The 25,213-nt window shown below is 73.4% G+C and carries 20 protein-coding genes and 2 pseudogenes; 7 read left to right on the top strand and 15 right to left on the bottom strand.

What is annotated here, in order from left to right:
* Positions 1 to 35: 35 nt before the first annotated feature.
* The 4 genes and pseudogenes from RZ84_RS41915 to RZ84_RS30025 all read right to left on the bottom strand — a co-directional run bounded on the left by RZ84_RS41915 (position 36) and on the right by RZ84_RS30025 (position 3,570).
* On the bottom strand, positions 36 to 467 hold the full coding sequence (locus RZ84_RS41915) for a glyoxalase superfamily protein (RefSeq protein WP_241778104.1): 432 nt from the start codon (positions 465 to 467) through the stop codon (positions 36 to 38).
* Positions 465 to 998 (bottom strand): annotated as a pseudogene (locus tag RZ84_RS30035) (GNAT family N-acetyltransferase); the annotation flags it as partial. The gene RZ84_RS41915 and the pseudogene RZ84_RS30035, both read right to left, overlap by 3 nt.
* Before the next feature lie 139 nt (positions 999 to 1,137).
* Entirely contained in the window at positions 1,138 to 2,577 is a 1,440-nt protein-coding gene (locus RZ84_RS30030; RefSeq protein WP_052230245.1) for a CoA transferase, read from the bottom strand.
* Between the two features lie 57 nt (positions 2,578 to 2,634).
* Positions 2,635 to 3,570: a DUF2867 domain-containing protein gene (locus tag RZ84_RS30025; protein WP_043267423.1), complete on the bottom strand. Its 936-nt coding sequence runs from the start codon at positions 3,568 to 3,570 to the stop codon at positions 2,635 to 2,637.
* A 51-nt stretch (positions 3,571 to 3,621) separates the two neighbouring features.
* Between RZ84_RS30025 and RZ84_RS30020 the strand changes: the two genes are divergently transcribed.
* From RZ84_RS30020 to RZ84_RS30010, 3 genes are all read left to right on the top strand, one after another.
* Entirely contained in the window at positions 3,622 to 4,296 is a 675-nt protein-coding gene (locus RZ84_RS30020) for a TetR/AcrR family transcriptional regulator (RefSeq protein ID WP_107068314.1), read from the top strand.
* A 174-nt stretch (positions 4,297 to 4,470) separates the two neighbouring features.
* Complete coding sequence (locus tag RZ84_RS30015) at positions 4,471 to 5,658, top strand: cytochrome P450 (protein WP_043267419.1); 1,188 nt, start codon at positions 4,471 to 4,473, stop codon at positions 5,656 to 5,658.
* Between the two features lie 48 nt (positions 5,659 to 5,706).
* Positions 5,707 to 5,901 carry a ferredoxin gene (locus RZ84_RS30010; protein ID WP_043267418.1) on the top strand — a complete coding sequence of 65 codons (195 nt, stop codon included), beginning with the start codon at positions 5,707 to 5,709 and terminating at the stop codon, positions 5,899 to 5,901.
* 175 nt (positions 5,902 to 6,076) lie between these two features.
* On the opposite strand, the gene RZ84_RS30005 is transcribed toward RZ84_RS30010, so the two are convergent.
* From RZ84_RS30005 to RZ84_RS29975, 6 genes are all read right to left on the bottom strand, one after another.
* Positions 6,077 to 7,897, bottom strand: a complete 1,821-nt coding sequence (locus tag RZ84_RS30005) for a CocE/NonD family hydrolase (RefSeq protein ID WP_043267417.1) — start codon at positions 7,895 to 7,897, stop codon at positions 6,077 to 6,079.
* Between the two features lie 211 nt (positions 7,898 to 8,108).
* The gene (locus tag RZ84_RS30000) at positions 8,109 to 9,050 is read right to left on the bottom strand and encodes a S66 peptidase family protein (RefSeq protein ID WP_043267416.1); all 942 of its coding nucleotides are present in this window, start codon (positions 9,048 to 9,050) and stop codon (positions 8,109 to 8,111) included.
* Positions 9,047 to 11,065 carry an alpha/beta hydrolase family protein gene (locus tag RZ84_RS29995; protein ID WP_043267415.1) on the bottom strand — a complete coding sequence of 673 codons (2,019 nt, stop codon included), beginning with the start codon at positions 11,063 to 11,065 and terminating at the stop codon, positions 9,047 to 9,049. Before RZ84_RS29995 ends, RZ84_RS30000 begins: the two co-directional genes overlap by 4 nt.
* A 200-nt stretch (positions 11,066 to 11,265) precedes the next feature.
* Entirely contained in the window at positions 11,266 to 12,630 is a 1,365-nt protein-coding gene (locus RZ84_RS29990; protein WP_043267414.1) for a M20/M25/M40 family metallo-hydrolase, read from the bottom strand.
* Entirely contained in the window at positions 12,623 to 13,456 is an 834-nt protein-coding gene (locus RZ84_RS29985; RefSeq protein ID WP_043267412.1) for a M55 family metallopeptidase, read from the bottom strand. Before RZ84_RS29985 ends, RZ84_RS29990 begins: the two co-directional genes overlap by 8 nt.
* A gap of 259 nt (positions 13,457 to 13,715) precedes the next feature.
* A complete protein-coding gene (locus RZ84_RS29975; RefSeq protein ID WP_043271223.1) occupies positions 13,716 to 14,222 on the bottom strand; it encodes a PadR family transcriptional regulator in 507 nt (168 codons plus the stop codon).
* 562 nt (positions 14,223 to 14,784) lie between these two features.
* On the opposite strand from RZ84_RS29975, the gene RZ84_RS29970 reads away from it, so the two are divergent.
* Positions 14,785 to 16,470 carry a glycoside hydrolase family 13 protein gene (locus tag RZ84_RS29970; RefSeq protein ID WP_043267410.1) on the top strand — a complete coding sequence of 562 codons (1,686 nt, stop codon included), beginning with the start codon at positions 14,785 to 14,787 and terminating at the stop codon, positions 16,468 to 16,470.
* A gap of 36 nt (positions 16,471 to 16,506) precedes the next feature.
* On the opposite strand, the gene RZ84_RS29965 is transcribed toward RZ84_RS29970, so the two are convergent.
* A complete protein-coding gene (locus RZ84_RS29965) occupies positions 16,507 to 17,640 on the bottom strand; it encodes a bile acid:sodium symporter (RefSeq protein ID WP_157878950.1) in 1,134 nt (377 codons plus the stop codon).
* A 205-nt stretch (positions 17,641 to 17,845) separates the two neighbouring features.
* On the opposite strand from RZ84_RS29965, the gene RZ84_RS29960 reads away from it, so the two are divergent.
* Complete coding sequence (locus RZ84_RS29960; RefSeq protein WP_043267408.1) at positions 17,846 to 18,586, top strand: Clp protease N-terminal domain-containing protein; 741 nt, start codon at positions 17,846 to 17,848, stop codon at positions 18,584 to 18,586.
* Positions 18,587 to 18,923: 337 nt separating this feature from the next.
* On the opposite strand, the gene RZ84_RS29955 is transcribed toward RZ84_RS29960, so the two are convergent.
* Both RZ84_RS29955 and RZ84_RS29950 read right to left on the bottom strand, forming a co-directional pair.
* Entirely contained in the window at positions 18,924 to 21,341 is a 2,418-nt protein-coding gene (locus RZ84_RS29955) for an MFS transporter (RefSeq protein ID WP_078894793.1), read from the bottom strand.
* A 386-nt stretch (positions 21,342 to 21,727) separates the two neighbouring features.
* The gene (locus RZ84_RS29950; RefSeq protein ID WP_043267403.1) at positions 21,728 to 22,171 is read right to left on the bottom strand and encodes an SRPBCC family protein; all 444 of its coding nucleotides are present in this window, start codon (positions 22,169 to 22,171) and stop codon (positions 21,728 to 21,730) included.
* Between the two features lie 173 nt (positions 22,172 to 22,344).
* Here RZ84_RS29950 and RZ84_RS29945 point away from each other — a divergent pair, with 173 nt between their 5' ends.
* Positions 22,345 to 23,424, top strand: coding sequence for an Rv2578c family radical SAM protein (locus RZ84_RS29945; protein WP_078894339.1), 1,080 nt, complete (start codon positions 22,345 to 22,347; stop codon positions 23,422 to 23,424).
* On the opposite strand, the gene RZ84_RS29940 is transcribed toward RZ84_RS29945, so the two are convergent.
* A complete protein-coding gene (locus RZ84_RS29940; protein ID WP_078894337.1) occupies positions 23,402 to 23,842 on the bottom strand; it encodes a MerR family transcriptional regulator in 441 nt (146 codons plus the stop codon). The genes RZ84_RS29945 and RZ84_RS29940 overlap by 23 nt on opposite strands.
* Before the next feature lie 148 nt (positions 23,843 to 23,990).
* The gene (locus tag RZ84_RS29935; protein WP_078894335.1) at positions 23,991 to 24,827 is read right to left on the bottom strand and encodes an SDR family NAD(P)-dependent oxidoreductase; all 837 of its coding nucleotides are present in this window, start codon (positions 24,825 to 24,827) and stop codon (positions 23,991 to 23,993) included.
* Positions 24,828 to 25,104: 277 nt separating this feature from the next.
* On the opposite strand from RZ84_RS29935, the pseudogene RZ84_RS41910 reads away from it, so the two are divergent.
* Positions 25,105 to 25,213, top strand: a pseudogene (locus tag RZ84_RS41910) (GNAT family N-acetyltransferase); the annotation flags it as partial.

Raw genomic sequence — 25,213 nt, 5'->3', positions numbered from 1 at the left:
CCCCCCCCCCCCCCCCCGCCTCTCCCGTGGGCCCCTCAGCTCGTCGCTCCTCCCCCGCCCCGTTCGTTGAACCGCAGCCGGTTGCCGAACGGGTCGGTGAGGGTGAGCGAGGTCCCGAACTCGTCCTCCTCCAGGCCGGGGTGCTGGTACGGATAGTCCTTGGCGGCCAGTTCGGCGTGGAGGGTACGGACGCCGGTCAGCTCGGTGTGGACCGTGGAGCCGGGGGTCGCGTCCCCGTGGTGCTCCGAGAGGTGCAGGACCAGGGCGCCGCGCGAGACCTGGGTGTAGAGCGGCATTCCGGGTGCGAAGCGGTGCTCCCAGTCGACGGCGCAGCCGAGGTAGCCGACGTAGAAGTCCTGCGCCTTGGCCACATCGAAGATCCGGAACACCGGTACGGGGCGCTGGAGGACGACGGGTTGGGGCGTGTCCCGGGAGCCGGTGGGTCGCTCCACCGCGTCCGGGAACATCTCGCTGGTCATGGCCCAGCGCTGGTGCCCGCGCCAGGCGCCGTCGATGAACAGGAAGTCCGGGGAGAACCCCTCCAGCCGGAATCCGGCGCGCCGCACCAGGGCGATCGACTGCCGGTTGTCCGGCTGGACGTTGACCTCCAGGCGGTGCAGGCCGAGCTCCCCGAAGGCGTGGTGCAGGACGAGCCGGAGCCCCTCGCTCATCAGGCCGCGTCCGGCGGCGTGCGCGAAGGCCCCGTAGCCGATGGCGCCGCAGCGGAACGCGCCGTGCACGATGTTGTTGACGGTCAGGTAGCCGGCGATCCGCCCGCTGTCGTGCTCGCAGACCAGAAAGCCCTCGCGGTCCGGTTCCTGAAGGCGCGCCAGATAGCTGTCGTAGGCGTCGTCGGTGACCGGCGGGGAGAGCCAGGGGCGGTGCAGCTCGGCGCTCTGCCGGGCGAGCGTGGTGAATTCCGCCCGGTCGGCGGCGGTGAAGGGCCGGATGCCCACCCGGGGGCCGCGCGCGAGGTAGCGATCATCGGAGCTCGTCATCGACAGATCGTACGAGGGGCGGCGGTGTCCGACCAACCGGAAGTCCAGGTGCCGGCCCGTCCCGCCCGTACGAGGAGGCGACCCGGCTGCGGACCGGCTCCGTACGGGCGGGAGACCGGGTGGCCTCACGGGGGCGGGGTCAGCGCCATAGGGGCGCGTCCGCCCCCCAACGGCCCGGTGGCGTCGCCCAATTGGCCGGTCCCCCGTCGAAGGCGACCGGCGGGCAGGCGTGCCGCAGCCGGCCCACGGGGCCGTCGGTTTCGCGGAGATGGCGGTCGGGGTCGTAGCCCGTGGGAGAGACGGCCGTCCCCGTGGGCGCGGTGGCTCCCTCGGACTCTTCCCCCAGGTCGTGCGTCAGCCACCGCGCCGTACGGGCCAGCGCGGTGGTCACCAGATGCCCGCCGCCGGTCCGGGCCTGCTCCGTCAGCGACCGCAGCACCGCGGCTGCCAGCAGATACCCGGTGGCGTGGTCCAGCGCCTGCGCGGGCAGCGCGCCGGGATTCCCGTCGGCGTCCGCCTCGCAGGCCGCGATGCCGGTCGCGACCTGTACCAGGCTGTCGAATCCCCGCCGGGTGCCCCAGGGGCCGTCGTCTCCCCAGGCGGAGAGCCGGGCCACGACCAGTCCGGGGCGGCGTTCGGCGAGCGCTTCGGGGGCGAGCCCGAAGCGGTCCAGGGCGCCGGGGCGGTAGCCGGTCACCACGACGTGCGCATCCGCGAGCAGCGCCTCGAAGGACCCGCGACCGCTGCGCGAGCCCAGGTCCAGGGTGGTGGACCGCTTACCGAACCCGGTGTCGCTGTGCGCGTCCTGACTCTCCGGGAGCTGCGGGGCGTCGATGCGCAGGACGTCCGCGCCGAGGAGGGCGAGGGTGCGGGTGGCGACCGGCCCGGCGATCACCCGGGTCAGGTCGAGCACGCGCAGCCCGGCCGCGGGCAGTGTCGGAGTGCCGGCGAGGGCGGGCAGCGGGCACGGCGGAGTACTGCCCCCGAGGGCCTCGCGGCTGAGCAGCGGCAGCCGGGCCAGCGCGGCACCCTGCGGGTGGGCCGCCCACTCCTTGGGGGTGCGGGCGGCGACGGCCAGCCCGCCGGCCGCGTACACGGCCGCCTCGATGTCGTCCGCGGTGCGTCCGGCGACGACGGTCTCGACCTCGGTCGGGCCGGCGCTCTCCGGGAGGCCCAGCGCCCGCAGCAGAGGGGCCCGGTGGTGCGGGTAGTTGGCGTGCGTGCGCACCCAGCCGTCGGCGGTGCGCCAGAAGCGGGAGAGCGGCGCGAACGCCGAGGGGGCACGGCCGTCGATCCGCAGATGGCGCTCGCTGACGAAGGCGGTGGCCACCGCGCCGTCGTCGACCCGTACTTCGGGCAGCGGGCCGCCGTCGCGCTGCGCGGCCAGCTCCGCCGCGGCGAGCGCGCAGACGGCGACGGTGGCACGGGCCAGGTCCATCACCGGGAGCCGGGCCGCCAGCAGGCCGGGCAGCCCGCCGTAGGCGATCCGCCGGGTGAGCCCCGGGTCCCCCGCCAGCGCCGCCCAGGCCAACTCCGTGCCGGCCTCGTGCCGTTGCTCCATGTCATGCCGTTGCCCCATGAAGCGAGTTTGGCACTCAGTGCCACCGATGACCAGGGGATCCCGGCATCTCGCGGATCACTGCGCTCCACGCGGATCACTGCCCTCAGGCGAGCGCGCCGCCCACCGCTCCCCCGCACCGGGCGCCGCCAGGGCCAGCCGGCGATGGGTGCGGCGCAGCATCGTACGGGCCATGAAGGGGTGGACGCGCCGCACGAGGGCGAGGTAGAGCCGACCGCCCCGGTGGTGGGTGCGGACGACCGTGCCGAGGGTGACCTGGCCGTCGGCGACCAGGACGGAGGCCCGGAAATCCAGGTGGCCGGCGTCCTTGCCGAGCAGGATCTCGCCGCCCTGCCGGCCCACCACCGGGAACGGCGCACCGCGCAACACCCCTTGCCAGGCTTCCGGTTCCACCGGCATGCCGGGGCGCAGCGGCAGCTGCCACGCGTCCTGGAAGTCCGTCCGCGGGAAGGCACCGCGTGCCAGTCGAGCGCCCTCCGGGAGGGCGACGGCCGTCGGGCGGTCCCACAGCAGGCGGTTGAGCAGCCGCGCCCGTGGCGACCGGCGGACGGGGGCGCCGAGCCGTCCGGTGGCCGCCCGCTCGATGTTGTCGAGCAGCTCCTCGACGACGGTGTCGTGCCCGGCGCGGATCGCCAGATGCCACACGAGCCGGCGGGCGAGGCCGTGCCGGCACTCCAGGACGTGCTCGACCCGGCAGCGGTCCGGGCCCAGGGGGCGGACGGTGAACTCGTGGTGGCCGGTGAGGTCACCGTGCGGGCCCGGGAGGAAGTCGAAGCGGATACGGCGGCCGGGTTCGTGGACGGCCACCCGGTAGGGGCCCAGGCCGTGGTCGCCGACGGCACCGACCCCCAGGGGGCGGTCGAAGCGCATCGGATGCCAGGCGGGCGTCGGGAAGAGCGGATCGGGATCGCCGCCGAGCCGGTCGAGCAGGGCTCCCACGGCGCTCGCCGGGGCCTGGACGGTGCGGGAATGGACGTTGCGGACCGTGCGCACGGAACACCTCCATACGGTGGCGTATGTTTTGCCATACGGTAGCGTATGGCCATGGTGCGAGAGCGAGAGAGGGTGGCCCGCGGCGGCGCGCGGCAGCGGCTGACGGTGCGGGACTGGGCCGACGCGGCGCTGGCGGCCATGGGCGAGGGGGGTCTCGCGGCGGTGGCCGTGGAGCCGCTCGCGGCCCGCCTGGGCACCACGAAGGGCAGCTTCTACTGGCACTTCGCCAATCGGGACGCGCTGATCGAGGCCGCGTTGGAGCGCTGGGAGGAGAGCCGCACCGAGGCCGTGATCGCCGAGCTGGCGAATGAGCCCGACCCCGGCGCCCGGCTGCGCCGGCTGTTCCAACGGGCCACCCGCCGGGCCGCCGAGGACCCCCTGGAGGTGTCGTTGCTGGCGTCCGCGTCGGATCCGCGGGTGGCAGCCGTGCTCGCCCGGGTGACCGGCCGCCGCATCGGCCATATCGCCTCGCTCTTCGCCGAGTTGGGCTTCCCGGAGGACGAGGCCCGGCGCCGCGGCCTGCTCGCGTACACCGCCTACCTCGGGCACACCCAGCTCAGCCACGCGGTGCCCGGGACGCTGCCGGCCGGGGACGACCGCGACCGCCATCTGGACGCGATGCTGGAGACCTTGTTGCGTCCGGCGGGAACTACCGGCACAAGTCCGGACGTTCGCGAGATGAGCCCGGATCTTCAGGTATCGGAATCCGCCGCCGAGAGGGGGTGAGGGCAGCGAACGGGGCCGATTCCGCACCGAGTTGACCGGACCGCACGGGGCGCCGCGGGCATCGCGTGGGGACCGACGCGGCCGGGCTCGCGTCCAGGGCCGGCATGTCATGCGGGAGTCCGGCCGCGACCTCCCGCCGCCGACCGGCTCGCCTCACCCGCACGGGAGGAATCCGTGACCGAGACCGTCTCCTTTCCCCAGGACCGCACCTGCCCCTACCCCCCGCCGGCGAACTACCGGCCGCTGCGCGAGGCGGGCCCGCTCGCGCACGTCACCTTCTACGACGGCCGCGAGGTCTGGGCCGTGACCGGCCACACCGAGGCACGGGCGCTGCTGACCGACCCCCGGCTGTCGGCCGACCGGCAGAACCCGTCGTTCCCGATGCCGGTCGAGCGCTTCAAGGCCGCCCGGCGGTTCAGAGCTCCGCTGATCGGTATGGACGACCCCGAGCACAACGCCCAGCGCCGGATGCTCATCCCCAGCTTCAGCCTCAAGCGGACCGCCGCGCTCCGCCCGCAGATCCAGCGGATCGTGGACGAGTTACTGGACCGGATACTGGCCCAGGGACCGCCCACCGAGCTGGTCTCGGCATACGCCCTGCCGGTGCCCTCGATGGTCATCTGCTCGCTGCTCGGCGTCCCGTACGCCGACCACGAGTTCTTCGAGGAGAAGTCCCGCCGGATGCTCCGCGGTCGTACGGCCGAGGAGGGCGAGCAGGCCCGCATCGAGCTGGAGGACCATCTCTCGGACCTGATCGCCCGCAAGGAGCGGGCTCCGGGCGACGGCCTGCTGGACGAGCTGATCGAGGAACGGCTGCGGACCGGCGCCGTCGAGCGCGACGAGCTGGTCCGGCTGACCATGATCCTGCTGGTCGCCGGCCATGAGACCACCGCGAACATGATCTCGCTCGGCGCCTTCACCCTGCTGCAACACCCGGAGCAGTTGGACAGGTTGCGGTCGGACGAGGGACTGATACCGTCCGCGGTCGAGGAGTTGCTCCGGTTCCTGTCCATAGCCGACGGGATGCTGCGGGTGGCGACCGAGGACATCGAGATCGCCGGTCAGACCATCCGGACGGGTGACGGGGTGGTGTTCCCGACGTCTGTGATCAACCGCGACGAGACCGCCTATCCGTCACCGGACGAGCTGGACCTCGGCCGTTCGGCCCGCCACCACATCGCGTTCGGCTTCGGCGTCCACCAGTGCCTCGGGCAGAATCTCGCCCGCGCGGAGATGGAGATCGCGCTGCGCTCGCTCGTCACCCGGATCCCCGATCTGCGACTCGCCGTGCCGGCTGCCGACATTCCGTTCAAGCCGGGAGACACTCTGCAAGGAATGCTCGAACTGCCCCTGGCCTGGTAGCGCCGCACGGTCTCCACCCAGGAGGCAGCCCACGGAAAGGGGTCCGACATGCGGATCACCATCGACAAGGACGTCTGTATCGGCTCCGGCCAGTGCGCGCTCACCGCACCGTCGGTGTTCACCCAGGACGACGACGGGTTCAGCGCACTGCTGCCCGGCCGCGAGGACGGCGGAGGCGACCCCCTGGTACGCGAGGCCGCTCGCGCCTGCCCCGTACAGGCCATCACGACCACGGAGGAATGACGCCCGACGACTCACCCCTCACGCGCGGACGGCCCGGCCGGCGCCTGCGGCCCCCGCACGGCTCCCGGCCGGCGCAAGATGACCGCGGCGCGCCCGCGACGTCCCGCCCTCGACTCCGATCACCACGGTATATCGATCACTACGGTATCGATCACTACGGCAACCACCTCATCCGCTACCGCAACACCCCTTCGGTGACGGGGAGTTCGAGGACCCCGGTGTCCTCGGGAGCGCTGGTGACCGTCACCCGCTTCAGCCCGCGATTGCCCACATAGGCGGTGTCACTCGCGGCGATCACCAGCCGCAGCCGGTGCCCCGGCTCGTAGCGATGCACGATGCCCGGGAGTTCCACGGTGAACTTCCGGGTCACATCGGGTACCCGGACCGGGGCCACCAGCCGGTGCACCAGCGTCTTGCCGCCGTCCGGCGCGACGTCGTAGAGCTTGGCGAAGAGCACCAGCCTGTCGGCCGCGTCCGGGGAGTTCTGCACCTCCTCGGCCTGCGGCGAGGAGACCTTCAGCGTCACCTTCGGCGCGCCCACGACGTCCACCGGTCCGCCGGTCACCGGCGCCGAGGTCCAGTCCAGGTAGGTGCCCTTGATGTCGTACGGCGGCATGTCCGGGAAGCCGAAGAGGGCGGCCGGCGAGTTCTCCGAATGGCTGGTGGGCACCAGCAGATTGCGGTATTCACGGCTGCCGCGCGCGACCTTGCCGCGGTCGTCGACGAGCCTGCCGTCGCCGGAGAGATAGAGCCGCTGACCGCCGCCCGTGGGGAAGGCGGACGAGGTGGCATAGGCGCTCGGGCCGGTCGCCCAGTCGCGGTAGTACGCGAAGGCCGGGCCGGTGCCGGCCTCCGGGCGGTGGCGCAGATAGCGGTCGAACCAGGCGAGGATCCGCTGCCCCACGTAGCTGCTCTCCAAGTTGCCCATGTCCGGGCTCAGTTCACCCCTTGCCGGGTCCTTGATCCCGCCGCTGTGGCCCCAGTACTGCCAGATCATCCTGACCGGGGTGCCCTGCGCGCGCAGGGTCCGGTACGTGGCCGCGGCCTCGTTGAGGTTGAAGAGGGTGTCGGCCTCCCCCTGGATCAGCAGCGTCGGCGCCTTGACCGACTTCAGGTACGAGACCGGTGAGACGCTGCGCGCGTACCGGAGCATCTCCCGGGTCCGGCCGGGCGGATACCGGTGGGAGTTCAGCAGCCGCTTGGTCCGGCAGGCCGGCTCGACGAAGTGCAGACAGCCGGCGCTGCCGATCCACGACGGGTCCAGCCCGGGATGGAGCAGGCCCTGCGCCTCGCCCATCAGGAAGAAGCCGTTCGTCCACTCGTGTTTGTACGCCCCCGGCACCGGTCCGCTGACGCCGCGTGTGCGGCCGGTGTTGTTCGGGTCGATGGAGTAGGCGAGGTCGTTCCAGGTGATCTGCGGCACCAGGGCGTCGACGCGGTGGTCGATGGCGGCGGTCGCCATCTGGATCGCGCCACCGTAGGACCCGCCGATCATGCCGACCCGCGGATCGCCGGGCCCGTCCTGGGTGACGTAGTCGATACGAGTGCCGTCGTCGGCGGTGCGCGTCCCCGCCAGCAGGTCGATCAGCCGGCTCGCCGCCTGGCCGTCGATCCCGGGGTCGTCGAGGGAGATCGGGCAGCCGGACCGGCCGAACCCGAGGCCGGAGTAGGCGAGGGTGACGTAGCCGCGGGAGGCGAAGGCCCGGGCGTTGGCGCCGGTCACGCCGTCCGCCTTGCTGCCGCCGAAGCCGTTGGTGGTCAGCACGGCGGGCGCCGGGTGCGCGGCGTCCACGCCCCGGGGCCGGTAGAGGTCCATATCGACCGGGCAGGTGCGGCCACCGGCACGGACGGTCATCCGGAGCGCGGTGACCGTGTACGGGGCGGCGGCGCCCCCGGCCGCGACGGGGGCGCTCAGGACGACGGGCACGGTGAGGGCGGTGCCGGCCAGCAGGGCGAGGGACGTGCGGAGTACGGGGCGGGACACGGCTCGAGACACGCAGGGCACGCAGACCTCCACAAGGAACGCCGTACCAACCGGTCGGTAGCGGCGGGGTCATGGTGTGGCACGAGTAGGGACATGTCAACGCTCACGAGACGCGGTGGTGTCGGAGCGTCAGTTCATTGCTACCCACGGATATATAGGGCGATCGGCGGCCCGGCGGCGACCGTTTTGACGCGACGTCAGCCGAATGCGGGGCCGCCCGCCGTCACACCAGCGCGGGTATCGCACACGTCAGCGTGCCCGCCGACGCGTCCAGCTCCGCCGGGACCCCGAGCGGCACGGTCAGCGCGGAGTCGCCGTGCCCGAACCCGAACTCCTCCACCACCGGCACCCCGAGGCCGCCCAGCCGGTCCGCCAGCACCTCCCGCACCCGCTCGTACGGCCCGCAGCGGGCCCAGGAGCCGAGGACGATCCCCGCGACGCCGTCCAGCCAGCCGGCGCGCAGGAGCTGGGTGAGCGCACGGTCGATGCGGTACGGCGGCTCCCCGGTGTCCTCCAGGAGAAGCAGACCCCCGGCCGCGCCGGGGCGGGACCACACGGTGCCCAGCTCGGCGGCGAGCAGGGTCAGACAGCCGCCGAGAGTCACCCCGCGGGCGCGGCCCGGCACCAGCGGCCGGGCGGCGGCCGACGCCAGAGTGCGGACCGTCTCCGGAGCGAAGAGCGTGCGCCGCAGATGCTCACGGGTGGACTCGTCCCGGGAGAGGGCGCGGCCGGCGACGGACGGGCCGTGCAGCGAGGTGACGCCGGCGCGCACCGCGAACGCCTCGTGCAGGGCTGTCACATCGCTGAACCCGATCAGCGGTTTCGGCACCGCCGCACGAAGGGCGTCCCAGTCCAGGAGGTCGACCATCCGCTGGGCCCCGTAGCCGCCGCGGGCGGCGAACACGGCCGTGACGGACGGGTCGCACCACGCCTCCTGGAGGTCGCGGGCGCGGGCCTCGTCGGCCGCCGCGAGATAGCCCAAAGTGCCGTGCCCGGCCTGGACATGCGGCGCGGTGACCGGGTCCAGGCCCCAGCCGCGCAGGATGTCCAGCCCGCCCGCCAGCGGCTCGGGCGCGACGGGGCCGCTCGGCGCCACGACGGCCACCCGGTCGCCGGGCCGCAGCCGCCGGGGCCGGGTCGGCTCCGCCGCCCCCGCCGCCGTCATGTGTGCAGCTCCAGCGGCGCGACGTCGCCGCGGGCGATGCCGAAGGTCTGGGCGTAGAGGGCCGGCTCGGCCTCCATGGCGCGGGCCCGGGTGTCCGCGCGGGAGAGGCCGTGGCCCTCTCCGGGGAACACCGGACAGGCGTGCGGAACGCCGCGCCCGGCGGCTCCGGCGTGGCAGCGCTCGCCCCCGGAGGGCGGGCAGGCAGCGTCGTCAGCGGCCTGGAGCAGCAGGAACGGTGCGGTGATGCGGTCCGTAGGCGGCACCGGCGAGCGGTCGCCGGCGGGGAGTTCGCCGGGCGGGCCGGCCGGCGTCTCCGAACACCGCGGCTCCGGGTCGCCGCTCCCGCCCGCCGCCCGTGCGGTGAGGTCCGGGACGGGGTGGCGGAGTACCCCGCAGGCGTAGAGGTCGGTGGAGGTCGACGAGGCGGCGACCACCCAGCCGCCGCTCCCGCCACGGATGGCCAGCCGTCCGCGGTCGGCACTTCCCTCATCGGCCAGTGCCCGGGCGACGGCGGCGCAGTCCTCGACGGCCGCGCTGCCCGGCCGGCCGCGCGGCCGCTCACCGTCCTCCCGGCCGTGGCCCGTCGGGCCGCCCCGGCCGACGGCGGCGACGCCGAAGCCCCGGGAGGTGAAGCAGGCGATCCCCAGGTCGGGCACCGGCGGGTCCGGGTCGGCCGGGCCGCCGTGCGCCCACACCACATAGGGCGGCAACTCGCCCTCGGGGGCGGTGCGTTCGGGATGGTGCGGCGGGTAGATGCGGGCGTGGACGTGCCGGCCGCCGGGGCCGGTGAACGTGCGCACCTGGGGGTCGGTGCGGTAGGCCGGGTCCAGCGCGTCGGTGTGCCGGGCGGCGATCGGCCGGGAGCGGCCGGTGCGGGCATCCAGCTCGACGATCTCGTACCCGCCGCGCGGGCCGGCGGCGACGCCGATCACCCGGGTGCCGTGCACCGCGAGCGTGGCCGCCCGGTCCGTCCAGGGGCCGGCCGGGTCGACCACCTCCCCGCCGACCGGGTCGAGGATGCCCAGGGTCTGCGGGCCACGGCCGTGGAGCACCGCGAGGGTGCCGTTCTCCAGGGGCAGGAACCAGCGCTGCCCGATGGCCCGCAGCGGGCCGCCGAACTCCTCCCACCGGCCGGGGCACAGCGCCCGGCCACCCGTCTCCCCGCCGTCCGCCGCGTCCGGGTCGAGGCGTATCGGCTGCCACCGGCCGTCGCGGCCGGAGACGCAGAGGAGCGATCCGCCGGCCGCCCACTCGACCTGGGCGATCGGCTCCCCTCGTCCGCCGCCGCCCGGACGGCCCGGTCCCGGGTCGCCGGCGAGCGGCCGGATGTCCGCGAACTCCCCCTCGGGGGTGACCTCGGCGACCATCGCCAGGGTGCCGTCCCAGGGCGTCACGGGGTGGTCCCAGGCGAGCCAGGCCGCCCGGCGGCCGTCCGGTGAGATCCGCGGGCCGGTCAGGAAGCGATACCGGTCGTCGCTCAACTCCCGTACGGATAACCGGCATTCCGCCGCCGAGCCGTCGAGGGGCACGGCGGCGATCACCCGGCGCGGATCGGTGGGCCGCTCCGCGGTGGGCTCCTCCAGGACGCACCACACCTCGCCGAGCTCCGGGCGGAGCACCGGGTCGGCCCAGCGCAGCCCGCCGCCCACCGGTGAGCGCGGGGTCAGTGGTCGCGGCGCGGCGGCGCCGTCCGGTTCGCAGGCGTACAGCCGGTGGTCGGCGGAGTCGCTGAAGACGACCAGCGGGCCGCGCGCGGTGGCCGTGCCGGCCCAGGGCCGGCCGCCGTGCTCCGCCACCCGGCTGCGGACGCTCCAGGGCGCGGGCAGCACCGACTCCTCGGCGCCGTCCGGCCGCCGGCGGATCAGCGCCCGACGGTCGCCCTCGGCGGGGCGCGGCTCCGTCCACCACACGTCGTCGCCGACGAAGCCGACCCACGCCGGGCGGCCGTCGCGGGCGGCGACCGTCCGGGCGTCCAGCGGGGACGCCCAGGAGCCGTACGGAGCCGTGGTCACCATGCTGTCACTTCCTCCTCTTGGGTGTCCGGGACGGTTCGCCACCGGCGGGCCGGACCCCGGTGGCCGGCGGCCTACCGCCCGTCCTCCGGCGCCAGGGCCGGTCCGACGGTTCGGGCCCTGCGTCCTGTCGTCAGACCCCCGCCTGCCTGCCGACGCCCGGCCCGCCCTTTCGGGCGGACGACGGGAGTTGACGACAGGGCCTAGGCGCCGCGCAGAAAGTCGTCGAGCACCCGGACGCCGAAGTGCAGGCCCTCTGTCGGTACGCACTCGTCCACGCCGTGGAACAGCGCCTGGTAGTCGAAGCCCTCGGGCAGTTTCAGCGGCGAGAAGCCGTAGCCGACGATGCCCAGCCGGGAGAACTGCTTGGCATCCGTGCCGCCGGACATGCAGTACGGCACCACGCGGCCCTGCGGGTCGAAGCGCTCGACCGACGCGCGCATCGCGGCGAACGTCGGGGAGTCGACCGGGGCCTGCAAGGCGACCTCGCCGTGGTGGTAGTCCCACGTCACATCGGGTCCGGTGAGCGCGTCCATGGTCGTGCGGAACTCGGCCTCGCCGCCCGGGACGACTCTGCCGTCCACATAGGCGACGGCGGATCCCGGGATCACATTGACCTTGTAACCGGCCGTCAGCATCGTCGGGTTGGCGCTGTTGCGGACCGTCGGCGCGACCAGCTGGGCGGACGGCCCGAGCTTGCTCAGCAGCGCGTCGACATCGCATTCGGGGCTCTCGACGTCGACGTCCACGGCGTGCAGCGCGGCGAGCTCGCGCAGCGCGGCCCGGACGGTCGGGGTGAGCCGCACCGGCCACTCGTGCGCGCCGATCCGCGACACCGCCGAGGCCAGGCGGCTGACGGCGTTGGCGTGGTTGATCTTCGAGCCGTGCCCGGCCCGGCCGTGGGCGGTCAGCTTCAGCCAGGCCGTGCCGCGCTCCCCCGCCGCGATCGGATAGAGCCGCATCCCACCGCCGGCGTGGAAGGTGAACGCGCCGGATTCGCTGATGCCTTCGGTGCAGCCCTCGAAGAGGTCGGCGTGATGGTCGGCGAGGAATCCCGCACCGTCCTCGGCACTGGCCTCCTCGTCGGCGGTGAACGCCAGCACGATGTCGCGCCGTGGCCGCACTCCGCCGCGCGCCCACCGCCGGACGGCGGCGAGCATCATCGCGTCCATGTTCTTCATGTCGACGGCGCCGCGGCCCCAGACCACACCGTCGCGGACCTCTCCGGAGAAGGGGTGCACCCGCCAGTCCCCTGGCACGGCCGGCACCACGTCCAGATGGCCGTGCACCAGCAGCGCGTCGGCGGACGGTTCGGTGCCCTCGATCCGGGCGACGACGTTCGTCCGGCCCTTGCTGCGCTCCAGCAGGACCGGTTCGATCCCCGCGTCGGCCAGCCGCTCGGCGACGTACTCGGCGGCCGGGCGCTCCCGGCAGGCGCCGTCACCGGCATTGCTCGTATCGATACGGATCAGATCGGAGGTGAACCGCACCACCTCGTCCAGCGCCTGTTGGTCGACCGCCCCCGCGGCCGTACCGGCGCTCTGCTCCGCCCGCTGATTCTCAGCCATATTGTTCCTCCACGGCGGACGAGACGACCGTGGTGACCGCCTTGAAACACCGGATGGCTTCGTACATGTCCTGACTGGTATACGCGACCCGGCGCTCCGCGCAGCGCTCCACGCCGGGCACGCACGTCGCCGCACCCACCAGGTGCTCCGCGTCGAACTCCAACTCGAACCGGAACGGACCTGCTTGGGCCGGATCGTGACGCACCGCGAGCGCCGCCCCCTTGCGGGCCGCCGCCCGGATCTCGTCCGCCGTACGGGCCGGCGGGCGGCAGACCGCCGCATAGCGCGACACATAGTCCTTCACCGCCACCCCCGGCGCCTGCGGGGCATACCCCTGCGCGTCCTGGCACGTCCGGTCGTCACCGGTCACCAGCACCACCGGCACGCCGTACTCGGCCACCACAAGGGAATTGAGATACCCCTCGCTCGCCCGCACCCCGTCGACCCAGACGCCCGTCAGCGTATTGGCGAGATACGTATGCGCCAGCACCCCTTCCGTGCCGGCGCCCGTGTGGTATCCGACGAAGGCGATCCCGTCGACATCTCCGTGCTGCACCCCTTCCACCATGCTCAGTGACTTATGACGTCCCGTCAGCATCTCGGCCCGCCGGTCGAGCTGCTCCAGCAGCAGATTGCGCATCGACCAGTGCGCCTCGTTGACGAGGACCTCATCCGCCCCGCCGTCGAAGAACCCGGCGACGGCCGCGTTCACATCGGACGTGAACATCCGGCGGCAGCGCTCCCACTGCGGCGTACCCGGCAGCACGTCGGCGGGCCACGTCACGCCCGTGGCACCCTCCATGTCCGCGGAGATCAGGATCTTCACTGTCTGTCAGTCCCATCGCAGGTGAGAGGCCGTATGAGCGGCCCTTGATCCGTCACGGTACGCGGCCTCGAACACCCGGACCAGGGCTGCGGACAACTCCGCCGGACCGGACCACCGAAGATCGTCTGTGTGGCCCAGCACGCCCTGCCACCACCCCTCCGCGCCCCGCCTCCCGCACCCCGCCGCCGTGGTGACCGAGTACCGCATGCCGGTCCGCACGCCCGCCGCCGCACTTCCCTGCTCCCCCGCTGCTCCCGCGCTACTCCAGCTCTTCCCGGCAGCGCTCCAGCCAGTCGAGGTCCGCCTGGAGGTGGAGCATCGCACCCTCTATCAGCAGCTGCGCGACCTGGTTGTCCCGGTTCCCGGCCGCCGCGAGCCGGGACAGTTCGCGCATGCTCTTGAGGTAGTGGCGGCGCTGCTTGTCGATCAGGGCGATCCGGTCGGCGGTGCCGGTACGGGGGGCGAGGGCGAACTTCATGAAGAACTCGTCGCGCACCCGCGGCTCGACGGTGGACTCCTCGAACCAGGCGTCCACCGTCTCCCGGCCGGCCGCCGTGATCCGGTAGGTGCGCTTGTTCGGGCGGTCCGGCTGCTCGATGTCCTCCCCCTCGATGAGGCCGGCCTTCTCCAGCCTGCCCAGGGTGACGTAGATCTGACCGACGTTCGGGGGCGGGTAGGCCGCACCCAGAAGGGTCTCCAGGGCGTGTTTGAGTTGGTAGCCGTGTGCGGGTCCGCTGACCAGCAGCGCCAGGAGTGGCAGCCGCACGCTCTCGCTCTCCCTCCGGCACTCCATGTCGGTTATCCGGTTCCCCCGTTGGTGAATCGGTTCGCCGTCGTCTCGCCCCGAGGCAGCCAGTATCCCGCACCGCCAACGGCTCTTCACGGGCCCGGCCCACCGCCCGGGCCCCGCCGGCGCACGGTGTGAAGAGGGCGCTACGGGGTAGCCGTACGACAGGCAGCCGGCTGCCGGTCTTTCCCACCCGGTCCGCACGCCCGGTCCCCTCGCGCGCCGTACCCACCAACGCCGCCCACGGTGTCGCATGTCACGCCCACGGTCCGCTTCCCGCCCGGTGACGGACACCGCACCGCTCGCCCAACGCCCAGACCTCGTACGGGAATTACGGGTGGTGCCGACCCAGCCGTACCGGGCCGGGTGATTAGCAGTTAAGTACGGGCGCGACACCCGTTCCACGCAATCCCGGGCACCTCTGCGACAACTTTGAACAATCCGTTGACACCGAAAAGACACCGCTACCTAACATGCATGTATAACAGCAACTCGCAGGCGGCCAGGCCGACTTGCACAGGTAAGAACGGGATCACGGCAGATGCTCACAGCCACCGCGCAACGCGGCCACCCGACCGCCACCCAGGACACGGACCGGCGCTGGTGGCGCGATGCGGTCATCTACCAGGTCTACCTACGCAGCTTCCGCGATACCACCGGCAACGGCACCGGTGATCTCGCCGGGGTCCGCAGCGGGCTCCCGTACCTCAAGAAGCTCGGTGTGGACGGTATGTGGCTCAGCCCGTTCTTCCCCTCCCCTCAGCACGACCACGGCTACGACGTCGCAGACTACCGCGACGTCGATCCGGTGTACGGCGATCTCGACGAGTTCGACCGCCTGGTGGCCGAGGCCCACCAGCTCGGCCTGAAGGTGCTGCTGGACATCGTCCCCAACCACTGCTCAAGCGAACACCCATGGTTCTGCGCCGCGTTGGAACAGGGTCCGGGAAGCCCGGCCCGGGCGCGCTTCCATTTCGCGGACGGGCGCGGGGAGCACGGGGAGCTGCCGCCCAACAACTGGCGGGCGATGTTCGGCGGTCCCGCCTGGTCCCGTATCACGGAGGAGAACGGCACTCCGGGCCAGTGGTACCTGCACATGTTCACCCCCAAGCAGCCCGATCTGAACTGGCGCAACCCCGATGTGGCGGCCGACTTCGACAAGGTGCTGCGCTTCTGGCTGGACCGCGGCGTGGACGGCTTCCGGATCGATGTGGCCGCCGGGCTCTACAAGCACCCCGAACTCCCCGACTCCCCCGACCCGTCGGCCGACGAGCGCACCCGCGACGCGTTCAACCCACTCGCCTGGAACCAGCCCGAGGTGCACCAGGTGTGGCGCGACTGGCGAGCGCTGTGCGACGAGTACACCGCCCGGGACGGCCGCGACCGGCTCCTGGTGGGCGAGGTCTCGGTGCGCACCCCGCGTGAGCAGGCCGCGTACGTCCGGCCGGACGAACTGCACCAGGCATTCCTCTTCCACCTGCTCACCGCGCGCTGGGACGCGGCCCTCTTCCGCAAGGTGATCTCCGAGGCACTGACCGATATCGCGGACACCGGGTCCACCGTCACCTGGGTGCTCAACAACCACGACCAGGTGCGGACCGTCACCCGTTACGCGGGCGAACCGGGCACCCCGGAGGGCGCGTTGGGCCCGGCCCGGGCCCGTGCCGCGGCGCTGCTGATGCTGGCCCTCCCCGGTGCCGCGTATGTCTACCAGGGCGAGGAGCTGGGCCTGCCGGAGGTCGACGATCTGCCGGACGCGGTGCTCACCGATCCGATCTTCCACCGCACGGGCAGCCGGCAGCACATCCGGGACGGCTGCCGGGTGCCGCTGCCGTGGTCCGGGGACACGGCGCCGTTCGGCTTCAGTACGGGAGCCGAGGGGGAGCCGTGGCTGCCGCAGCCCGCCGGGTTCGCCGGGCACACCATGGACCGGGCGGTGGCCGACACCGGCTCCTTCTGGCACCTCTACCGCGAGGCGCTCCAGCTGCGCCGGGGCCTTCCGCAGCTCGGCGAGGGCACCCTGCGCTGGCTGGAATCACCGCCGCAGGTGCTGGCGTTCGCGCGCGGTGACGGTCTGGTGTGCGCCATCAACTTCGGCACGGAGCCGGTGCCCGCACCCGTTGCGGGTGTGCCGCTGCTGGCGAGCGGTGCCTGCCCCGCCGGGACACTCCCGGGATCGACCGCCGCCTGGTGGATGAACCCGGCGCAGCAGCCCGGGCTGCCGTAACCGGTCCCGTCGGAGCCCGCCCTCAGAGCCCTCCCGTCAGGGGCAGGGCCCGCCCACCGGAATCCTGCCGCCGGGCCGGTCGGCGGGTGCGTCCGGCCCGCTCTTCCGGTTCCCGCCGCGCCCGGCCAGGGTGCTGTCCGCGACCCCGGCGAGCACCTTCTGCAGCAGGCTGTACGCCAGGATCGGCAGCAGTACGTGCGGATGGTCCGGGAACCGGGTGGTGGCCAGCACCGCGCCGGCGCTGCTGTTGTTCATCCCCGAGGTGAACGTCAGGGCGACGGCGTCCGCGTGCGCGGCCCGCAGGGCGCGCGCCAGGCACCAGCCCAGGAGGAAGGACGCCGTGCACATCGCCGCCGCCGCCAGGGTGGCGAGCGCGAGCAGCGCCGGCCGGGGGCGGGCGATGATGTCGGCGAAGGCGCCCGAGGCGTTGACGTAGGTGAGGGCGAGGGCGGCGCCGAGGGCGAGCAGCTTGAGCCAGGGCAGGGCCGCGGTGGCGAAGCGGCCGGGCAGCACGGCGCGTACGGCCAGCCCGAGCAGGCACGGGGCGACCACCCCGGCCGCGGCGACCGCCCCGCCGGCCACCTGCGCCATCCGGCCCAGCGCCGCCGAGTAGTTGCCACTGGTCACGGCCGAGGCGCCGGCCAGCGTGAGCGGGATGGTGAGCGGACTGAGCAGCGTCGAGGACATCACCAGCCCCACGACCAGGGTCTGGTTGCCGCCGGCCCGGCTGCCCCAGACGGTGGCCCCGCCGGCGACCGGCATCGCCGCGATCATCGCGAGCCCGGTGAGCAGCCCGCTGCCGCCGTCGGCGTCCGGGAGGAGCAGGAAGGCCCCGGCGAGCAGGGCCAGGATCAGCAGCGGGAGCGCGGTGTTGGCCGCCGTGCCCGCCACGAGTAATCCGGGCCGGCGCAGCAGGACCGTCAGTTCCCGTACCCGCACCTGGAGTGCCGCGGTGAACAGCACCCAGGCCAGCAGCAGGCCCTGCGCCGTCAGGGTCCCCCGCCCGCCGGGCAGCGGGAGGGTGCCGCAGGGCAGGTGCCGCGCCCACTGCCCGGCCTGGGGCAGCACGGCGGCGGACACATAAGCGACCGGCATGGCCCAGGTGAGATGTCGTTGAGCCCGCGCGAGCAGGCGCTGTCCACTGCCGGCATGCAGTACTGCGGTCGTCACCGGGGTTTCGTCCTCTGTTCGCGACCTGGAGCGTCTACAGCAACGTAGACCGACTACAGCACGGTAGACGCCCGGGCGCACGACGGGAGTTGCGCCGCCCGCGGAGGAACGGCGGACATACGAGCGAGCGGACCCCGACACCGAAGCCCTTCTAATCGTCAACGAGGGGTTGACGCCCCATCTGCCGTCAACTTACCGTTGACGCATGACGAACCCAGTTCCCATGACGAACCCCGTCCGGCTCGACGACCTGATCGAAGCCATCAAGAAGGCGCACACCGACGCCTTGGACCAGCTCTCCGACGCGGTGATCGCCGCGGACCACCTCGGCGACATCGCCGACCACCTCATCGGCCACTTCGTGGACCAGGCGCGGCGCTCGGGCGCGTCCTGGACCGAGATCGGCAAGAGCATGGGCGTCACCAAGCAGGCCGCCCAGAAGCGCTTCGTACCGAAGGCGATGGACCCGGCGACGGATCTCCATCCCGCGCAGGGCTTCAGCCGCTTCACCCCCCGGGCCAGGAAGGTCGTGGTGGCGGCGCAGGAGGAAGCCCGCGCGTCCGGCAACGCCGAGATCCACCGCGAGCACCTCGCCCTCGGGCTCCTCTCCGAACCGGAGGGCCTCGCCGCGAAGGCCATCGCGGCGCAGGGCGTGTCCCCGGAGGCGTTGCGCGAGGCCGCCACCGCGGCGCTGCCGCCCGCCGCGGAGAACCTCCCCGCCCTCATCCCGTTCGACGTCCCGTCACGAAAGGCGCTGGAACTCACCTACCGCGAGGCCCTGCGGCTGGGCCACAACTACATCGGCACCGAACACCTCCTGCTCGCGCTGCTGGAGCTGGAGGACGGCTCGGGCGTCCTCACCGGCCTGGGCATCGACAAGGCCGCCACCGAGGCGTACATCGCCAAGGCGCTGGCCGCCATCACCGCCTCCCTCCAGGGGAAGTAGAGCGGCCCGGGCACGACACCGGGAAACCCGCCCAACTTCGGCTGAATGGGCCGTGGTTGGGCGGGATTCGTGCCATGACCGGGACGGCGTGCGGGCCGGGGGGCGCCATCGCCGCGTTTCCGCCGGCAGGGCGGCGTACCGGCGCGCACGGCCCCGGTCGGCCGGCCTCAACCGGCCCCCGCCATCGACCGGTTCGTCGGCAGCTCGACGATGGGCGGTCGCTCCTTCGTGGGCCGTTCCCGCACCGCCGCCACCACGGTACGACCGCGACGGAGGCGGCGGGCAGCACTCCGCGAAGAGGGCGTGCGCCGGAGCGTGCGCCCCGTGTGACGTCGCGTCAGTCCTCGTGCCCCAGTTGGAGATCGCGTTCGGTGTGCCCGCCGCCCGCCACCTGCAACACGGTGGCCACCGGCGGGTATCCGGCGGCGATCACGGTGTACTCGCCGGCCGAGAGGTCCACGAAGCGGAACAGCCCGTCGGGGCCCGTCGTCGCGGTGTCGACGACGTTGCCGGCCGCGTCCAGCAGTGTGACCCGGGCGTCCTCGACGGGCCGGCCGCCACCGGCCCGTACGGTCCCGCGCAGCACCGCGCCGCCGGCGAGCTCGATGTCCTGGCGGGTCTCCCGGGACGCCTGGACCGTCACCGGCAGCGCGGCCGGCCGGAACGCCGGCGCGCTGGAGGCGAGGGTGTACTCGCCGGCCACCAACTCCCCGATGACATAGCCTCCTTCGCGTCCGCTGCGGGTGGTGGCGACCACCTCGCCGCGGACGTCGGTGAGGGTGACCATGGCATCGCGCACCGGTGTGCCGTCGGCGGTGGTGACCGCGCCGGCCAGCCGCCCGGCGCCGCCGAGCACCACATCCAGCTCCACCGGCCGCTCGCCGACGGTCACCGTGACGGCCTGCGGCTGGTGCCCGCCCGCCGCCGCGATCAGCACATACGCCCCGGCCCCCGGGGTGCCCAGCGCGTACCGGCCGTCGTCGCCGGTGGCGCCGCGGCCGATCTGCCGCCCGGCGACGTCGATGAGGGTGAGCGCGGCGCGCGGCACGATGCTGCCGTCGTGGTGCTGGACCGTGCCGCACACGGGGACGCCGGCGCCGATCGTCGCCACCTGCCCGGCGCCCTGGCTGTGGGGGTAGCCGCCCGTGTAACTCCCCTTGGAGCCATACGAGTTGCCCGCGGGCGCGTACCCGGCTGCGTCGTGCCCGGTGCGGGCCGGCGGCACGGCGGCGGGCTCCGCCGGGTCGCCGTACGGCGCGTGCGGGGTCTGGGGGGCGTGCGAGGCGTGGGACACCAGGGGTTTCTCTTTCAGGAAGAGGGCGAGCAGGAAGCCCAGGACGAGTACCGGCACGAGGTAGAGGAAGATCCCCGGCATGGCCTTCGCGTAGGCGGCGGCGTAGCTGTCGCGCAGTGCGGCGGGCAGGGCGCGCAGCAGCTGCGGAGTGATCGACTCCGGATCGGGCAGCCGCGTCGGGGGCGGCAGCCGGTCGCCGAGTTGGGCGGCGAGGCGGTTGGCGAACAGCGCGCCGAAGAGGGCCACGCCTGCGCTGCCGCCGAGCTGCCGGAAGTAGTTGCCGGCGCCGATCGCGGCACCGAGGTCCTGGCGGCGTACGGAGTTCTGCGCGGCGAGCACCAGCACCGGCAGCACCAGGCCGAGGCCCAGGCCCAGGATGCCCGTCCAGAGGCTGTAGACGCCGCGGGAGGTGTCCGGTCGCATCCGGGACAGCAGCCACATGCCCTCCGCGGCCACCGCGCAGCCGAGGATCGGGAAGATCTTGTAGTGGCCGGTGCGGCTGATGAGTTGCCCGGTGCCGAGCGCACCGAGCACCACCCCGCCCGTCATGGGGAGCATCAGCAGTCCGGAGGCGGTGGCCGTGGCGCCGCCGGCCATCTGGAGGAAGCTCGGCAGATAACTGGTCGCGCCGAAGAGCGCCAGGCCGATGGCGGCGCCGATCAGGCCGGTGAGGTTGAAGACCGCGTCGCGGAACAGCCGCAGCGGAACCAGCGGTTCGCTGACGGTGTGCTCGACGACGAGGAACAGCCCCGCGCTGAGCAGCGCCCCGGCGCCGAGCCCGAGGACGGCCCGCGAGCCCCAGGGGTACTGCGTACCGCCCCAACTGGCCAGCAGGACAAGGCACGTGGCGAATGCGGCGAGCAGCAGCGCACCGCCGACGTCCAGCCGGGGGCGGGCGGCGGGCCGGGGCAGCCGGAGCGCGACGGCGACGAGGAGGAAGGCCAGTACGCCTGGCGGCACGTCGAGGGCGAAGCACCAGCGCCAGGAGGCATGGTCGGCGCAGAGGCCGCCGAGCGGCGGCCCGGCCACCGAGGCCAGGCCGAACGCGGCGCCCATCAGGCTCATCCAGCGCCCGCGGGCCCGCGGCGGTACGGCTTCGGCGACGATCGCCCGGACGCCGATCAGCAGGCCGCCGCCGCCGATGCCCTGGACGGCCCGGAAGGCGACCAGCTGGTCCATCGAGCGCGACCAGGCGGCGAGCGCGGAGCCGGCGGTGAAGACCAGGACGGCGAAGAGGAAGACGGGCTTCCGGCCGAGGAGGTCGCCGAGCCTGCCGTAGACGGGCAGGCCGATGGCCGAGGCCAGGAGGTAGGAGGTCACCACCCAGTGCATCGCGTGCAGTCCGTGCAGCCCGCCGGCGATCTTCGGGAGTGCGGTGGCGGCGATGGTCTGGGCGAGGGCGGCGGGCAGCAGGGTCAGCAGCAGCCCCAGGAAGAGCGTCCGCGTCCGGCGCCGGCTCATCGGCGGCGACGCGCCGTCGCCCGCTGCCGGGTCGGCCGGCTCCGGCGCCGGGCCCGTCGTGGCGCCGGCGGCGGGCGGTCCGGTCCGCCGGCCCCGCTCGCTCAGGGTGGTCCCGCCCACGTCCTGCTCCCCTCGGTACGCCTCATCCACCTCATACGGCCGCCCATTTCTCGCATCGGGCGACAACGGCGTTCAAGCGCGGAGAATCGGAGCACGGTGGGCGGGAACGGACGTCAAGTACGTTGCCCGCGGCGCCTATTGGGCTCCCATCAGGGGTTTCCGCCGGCCCGCCGGCCGGCGGGCCGGAAGGTGCGACGCGGCGGAAACCACCCGAACCGGTGAGCGTGACGGCGCCCCGAAAGGGTTACCGGAGCGAGGGTGCCGGGTCACTTCTCCATGTGGGCGGCCAGGTTGGCGAGAATCGTGTCGTAGATCCGGCCAAGTCCCTTGGGGGCAAAGGTCCGCTCGAAGAAGCCGCCGATGCCGCCGGCGCCCTGCCAGGTGGTGGTGACGACGACCTTGGCGCGGTTCTCGCCGGCCGGGGTGACGACCCACGTGGTCACCATCGAGGAGTTGCGGTCCTTCTCCACCAGCTGACCGTCGGTCGGCTCGTCGACCTCCAGCAGGCAGTCCCGCACGCGCTTGCTGGTGGCCTGGAGCTTCCAGTGGACGAGGGTGCCCTTGCCGTCGCCGCCCTCACGGATCTCGTACTCGCTGAAGTGCTCGGGCAGCAGCCGCTGACGCGTGCCGCTGTAGTCGGCGATCGCGTCGAACACATCCTCCGGGTCCGCCGCGATCTCGCGCTGCGTGGTGGCCTCGACCTGCCCCATGTGTGTCTTCCTCCAGTAGTCGGCTGCCGGTCCTGCGGTGCGCCGCCAACCTGCGGTGCGCGGCCAAGCCAACCACCACTGCGCACCGGGCCCAAATCCGGTTGACGAACGCGAAGGGAACACATGTTCTATTATCAGAACGGGGGGCGACAGGATCACAACAGGAGGCCCCTATGCGCTGGGACAATCTGGGTGAAAGCCCGTCCGCGCTGTTCGGGACGGATGTCATCACCCGAACGGTCGACACCCCGGAATTCCGCGGCATCACCTTCCACGAGGTGCGCGCCCGCTCCCTCGTCAACCGCGTACCGGGCGCCTCCCGGATGCCGTTCGAATGGACCGTGAACCCCTACCGCGGGTGCAGTCACGCCTGCGTGTACTGCTTCGCCCGCAAGACCCACAGCTACCTGGACCTGGACACCGGCCTCGGCTTCGACTCGCAGATCGTGGTGAAGGTCAACGCCCCCGACCTGCTGCGCCGCGAACTGGCCGGCCGCCGCTGGCGCGGCGACCACATCGCGATGGGCACCAACGTCGACTGCTACCAGCGCGCCGAGGGCCGCTACCGCCTGATGCCCGGCATCATCGGCGCGCTGCGCGACCACGCCAACCCGTTCTCGATCCTCACCAAGGGCACCCTGATCCTGCGCGACCTGGAGCTGCTGCAACAGGCCGCCCGGGTCACCGACATCGGCATCTCGGTCTCCGTCGGCTTCCTCGACCGCGAGCTGTGGCGCACCGTCGAGCCCGGCACCCCCGCCCCCGAGCGACGCCTGGACGTGGTGCGCACGCTCACCGCGCACGGCATCCCCTGCGGCGTCCTGATGGCGCCCGTCATCCCCTTCCTCGGCGACACCCCGGACCGGCTGCGGGCCACCGTCCGCGCCGTCGCCGAGGCCGGCGCCGACTCGGTCACCCCCCTCGTCCTCCATCTGCGCCCCGGCGCCCGCGAGTGGTTCATGGCCTGGCTGGGCCACCACCACCCGCACCTCGTGCGCCGTTACGAGACGATGTACGCCGACGGCGCGTACGCGCCCAAGTGGTACCAGCGCCGGATCACCCGCCAGGTCCACGAACTGGCCGCCGAATACGGCCTCGGCCCGGCCCGCCCCGGGGAGGCCCGGCGGATCACGGCGCGCGACGGCAGCGGCTCGGGTACGGACGCGGACACGGATGCGGATGTGGATACGGATGCGAAATCACCCGCGGCCGGCAACCCGGCTTCCGGGGCTACCCAGTTGACGCTGCTGTGACGGCCCGCCGCGCGTCCGACGGCGCCCGTGCGGGCCCGCCGCGCCCGCCTCGGTCCCGGACGCCGGAAGCGGCCGGAACGGCCTCCAGGGCCCGCGCCAGGCGGTCACGGGCGGCCGTCTGGGCGGCTATGCGCGCGTCGATGACGGCGAGCCGCTCCCGGGCTATCCGCAGGCCCTCGGGCGAGGGCGGTGCGGTGGTCATGTCGCCGTCGAGGCAGGCCCGGAAGCACTGGACGTCGGCGAGCGTGAGCCCGGCATCGAGGAGATGGCGGATGTTCCGGACCCGCCCGGCCGTGCCCACGCCGTAGACGCGATAGCCGTTGTCCGCCCGCTCGGAGCGGATCAGTCCCGCGCTCTCGTAGTTGCGCAGCGCACGCGGCGACGCCCCCGTGATCTCCGCCAGTTCACCGATCCGCACCCGATGTCCTCCCGTCGTCCCGCCCCGCTCCACCGCCGGGGGCCGGCACCGGCCCCGGGCGCCGCCGGGGCGCGGCCTCCCGTACCGCGCAACGGACGCCCGCGCCAATCGGTTCCCCCGGCCGGCCACCACCGGTCAGCCCGTCCCCTCAGCCGACGACCGCTCCGCCGTCCACCGGGAGGACCACCCCGGTCACGAACGACGCGGACGGTGCGGCGAGCCGGGTGACGGCCCAGGCGACCTCCCCGGCGCGTCCGAGGCGTCCCATCGGGGTGTGTGCGATCTGCCAGGCGCGCAGGGCCCGCCGGCGTTCCGGGGACCAGCCCTGGTGGTCGGCGATCGGTGTCTCGATCGCCCCGGGTGCCACCGCCACCACCCGTACGCCGCGCGGCGCGAGCTCCACCGCCCAGCTGCGGGTGAGGAGTTCGAGGCCCGTCTTGGTCGCGGCGTAGACCGCGTTGTGCGGCCAGGCCCGCTGCCCGACCGACGTGCTGATGTTCACCACCACCCCGCCGGTGCGCTCCAGATGGGGCACCGCCTCCTGGGTCAGCAGTACGGGAGCGACGAGGTTGGTCGCCAGCTGCGGCGCGATGGACTCCCTGGTGTACGAGCCGAGCGCGCCGCCGCCGACCACCGCGGCGTTGTTGACCAGCACGTCCACCCGGCCGTAGGTCGCGACCGCATGGCGTACCACGGCCTCGGGCACGCCGTCCGCGGTGATGTCGGCGGCGTACGGGACGATCTCGCCGTCGCCCTCCGCGGCGAGCGCGGCCGTCTCCGCGAGCGGTTCGGGCCGTCGGCCCACCGCCACCACGCGCGCCCCTTCCGCCGCGAACGCCAGCGCGGTCGCGCGGCCGATTCCGGTGCCCGCCCCGGTGATGACGACAACTCTCCCGTGAGTCCCGGGCAGTTCGGGGCCGTTGTCCGCGGTACGGGCACGTGGGTCGGAGGTCGTGGTCGTGGCGGCATGCGTGCGCTGTTCCATGCCGGGAGTCTCGAACCCTGCCCCCAGGGGCAAGGTCAAGCGGCCGGCATCCGGAGGACGATCGTCCGGACGGGAGGGGCGACTGGGGAGGGCGGCAGGGGAAGCCGACCGGGGAAGCCCGTTGCCGGGTGTCCGGGCGGGCCTCGAACCTGTGCCGCAGGGAGGCCGCGTGGAGAGGGACGGGGAGATGACCGGGGAGTCACCCAGGAGGTCGGGGCGGGACGGGGCAGACGGGGGGATGCCGGAGCAGGCATCGTGGCTCATCCGGATACGTGAGATGACGGAGGCCGATGTCGACGCGGTCTCGGGGGTCCGGGTGCGCGGCTGGCAGGCGGCATACCGGGGGCTGATGCCGCGAGCGTACCTGGACGCGATGAGCGTGGCGG

Origin of the sequence: Streptomyces sp. CT34 (assembly GCF_000805335.1) — a bacterium.
In the GTDB taxonomy this organism is placed as follows: domain Bacteria; phylum Actinomycetota; class Actinomycetes; order Streptomycetales; family Streptomycetaceae; genus Streptomyces.
This window is presented reverse-complemented; position numbering and strand designations above follow the sequence as displayed.

What these genes read in the sequence shown, in the direction of transcription:
- RZ84_RS41915 (WP_241778104.1), bottom strand. Translation starts at nt 467, where the DNA reads ATGTTCCCGGACGCGGTGGAGCGACCCACCGGCTCCCGGGACACGCCC.
- RZ84_RS30030 (WP_052230245.1), bottom strand. Translation starts at nt 2,577, where the DNA reads ATGGGGCAACGGCATGACATGGAGCAACGGCACGAGGCCGGCACGGAG.
- RZ84_RS30020 (WP_107068314.1), top strand. Translation starts at nt 3,622, where the DNA reads ATGGTGCGAGAGCGAGAGAGGGTGGCCCGCGGCGGCGCGCGGCAGCGG.
- RZ84_RS30010 (WP_043267418.1), top strand. Translation starts at nt 5,707, where the DNA reads ATGCGGATCACCATCGACAAGGACGTCTGTATCGGCTCCGGCCAGTGC.
- RZ84_RS30000 (WP_043267416.1), bottom strand. Translation starts at nt 9,050, where the DNA reads ATGACGGCGGCGGGGGCGGCGGAGCCGACCCGGCCCCGGCGGCTGCGG.
- RZ84_RS29995 (WP_043267415.1), bottom strand. Translation starts at nt 11,065, where the DNA reads ATGGTGACCACGGCTCCGTACGGCTCCTGGGCGTCCCCGCTGGACGCC.
- RZ84_RS29990 (WP_043267414.1), bottom strand. Translation starts at nt 12,630, where the DNA reads ATGGCTGAGAATCAGCGGGCGGAGCAGAGCGCCGGTACGGCCGCGGGG.
- RZ84_RS29970 (WP_043267410.1), top strand. Translation starts at nt 14,785, where the DNA reads ATGCTCACAGCCACCGCGCAACGCGGCCACCCGACCGCCACCCAGGAC.
- RZ84_RS29960 (WP_043267408.1), top strand. Translation starts at nt 17,846, where the DNA reads ATGACGAACCCAGTTCCCATGACGAACCCCGTCCGGCTCGACGACCTG.
- RZ84_RS29955 (WP_078894793.1), bottom strand. Translation starts at nt 21,341, where the DNA reads ATGAGCCGGCGCCGGACGCGGACGCTCTTCCTGGGGCTGCTGCTGACC.
- RZ84_RS29950 (WP_043267403.1), bottom strand. Translation starts at nt 22,171, where the DNA reads ATGGGGCAGGTCGAGGCCACCACGCAGCGCGAGATCGCGGCGGACCCG.
- RZ84_RS29945 (WP_078894339.1), top strand. Translation starts at nt 22,345, where the DNA reads ATGCGCTGGGACAATCTGGGTGAAAGCCCGTCCGCGCTGTTCGGGACG.
- RZ84_RS29935 (WP_078894335.1), bottom strand. Translation starts at nt 24,827, where the DNA reads ATGGAACAGCGCACGCATGCCGCCACGACCACGACCTCCGACCCACGT.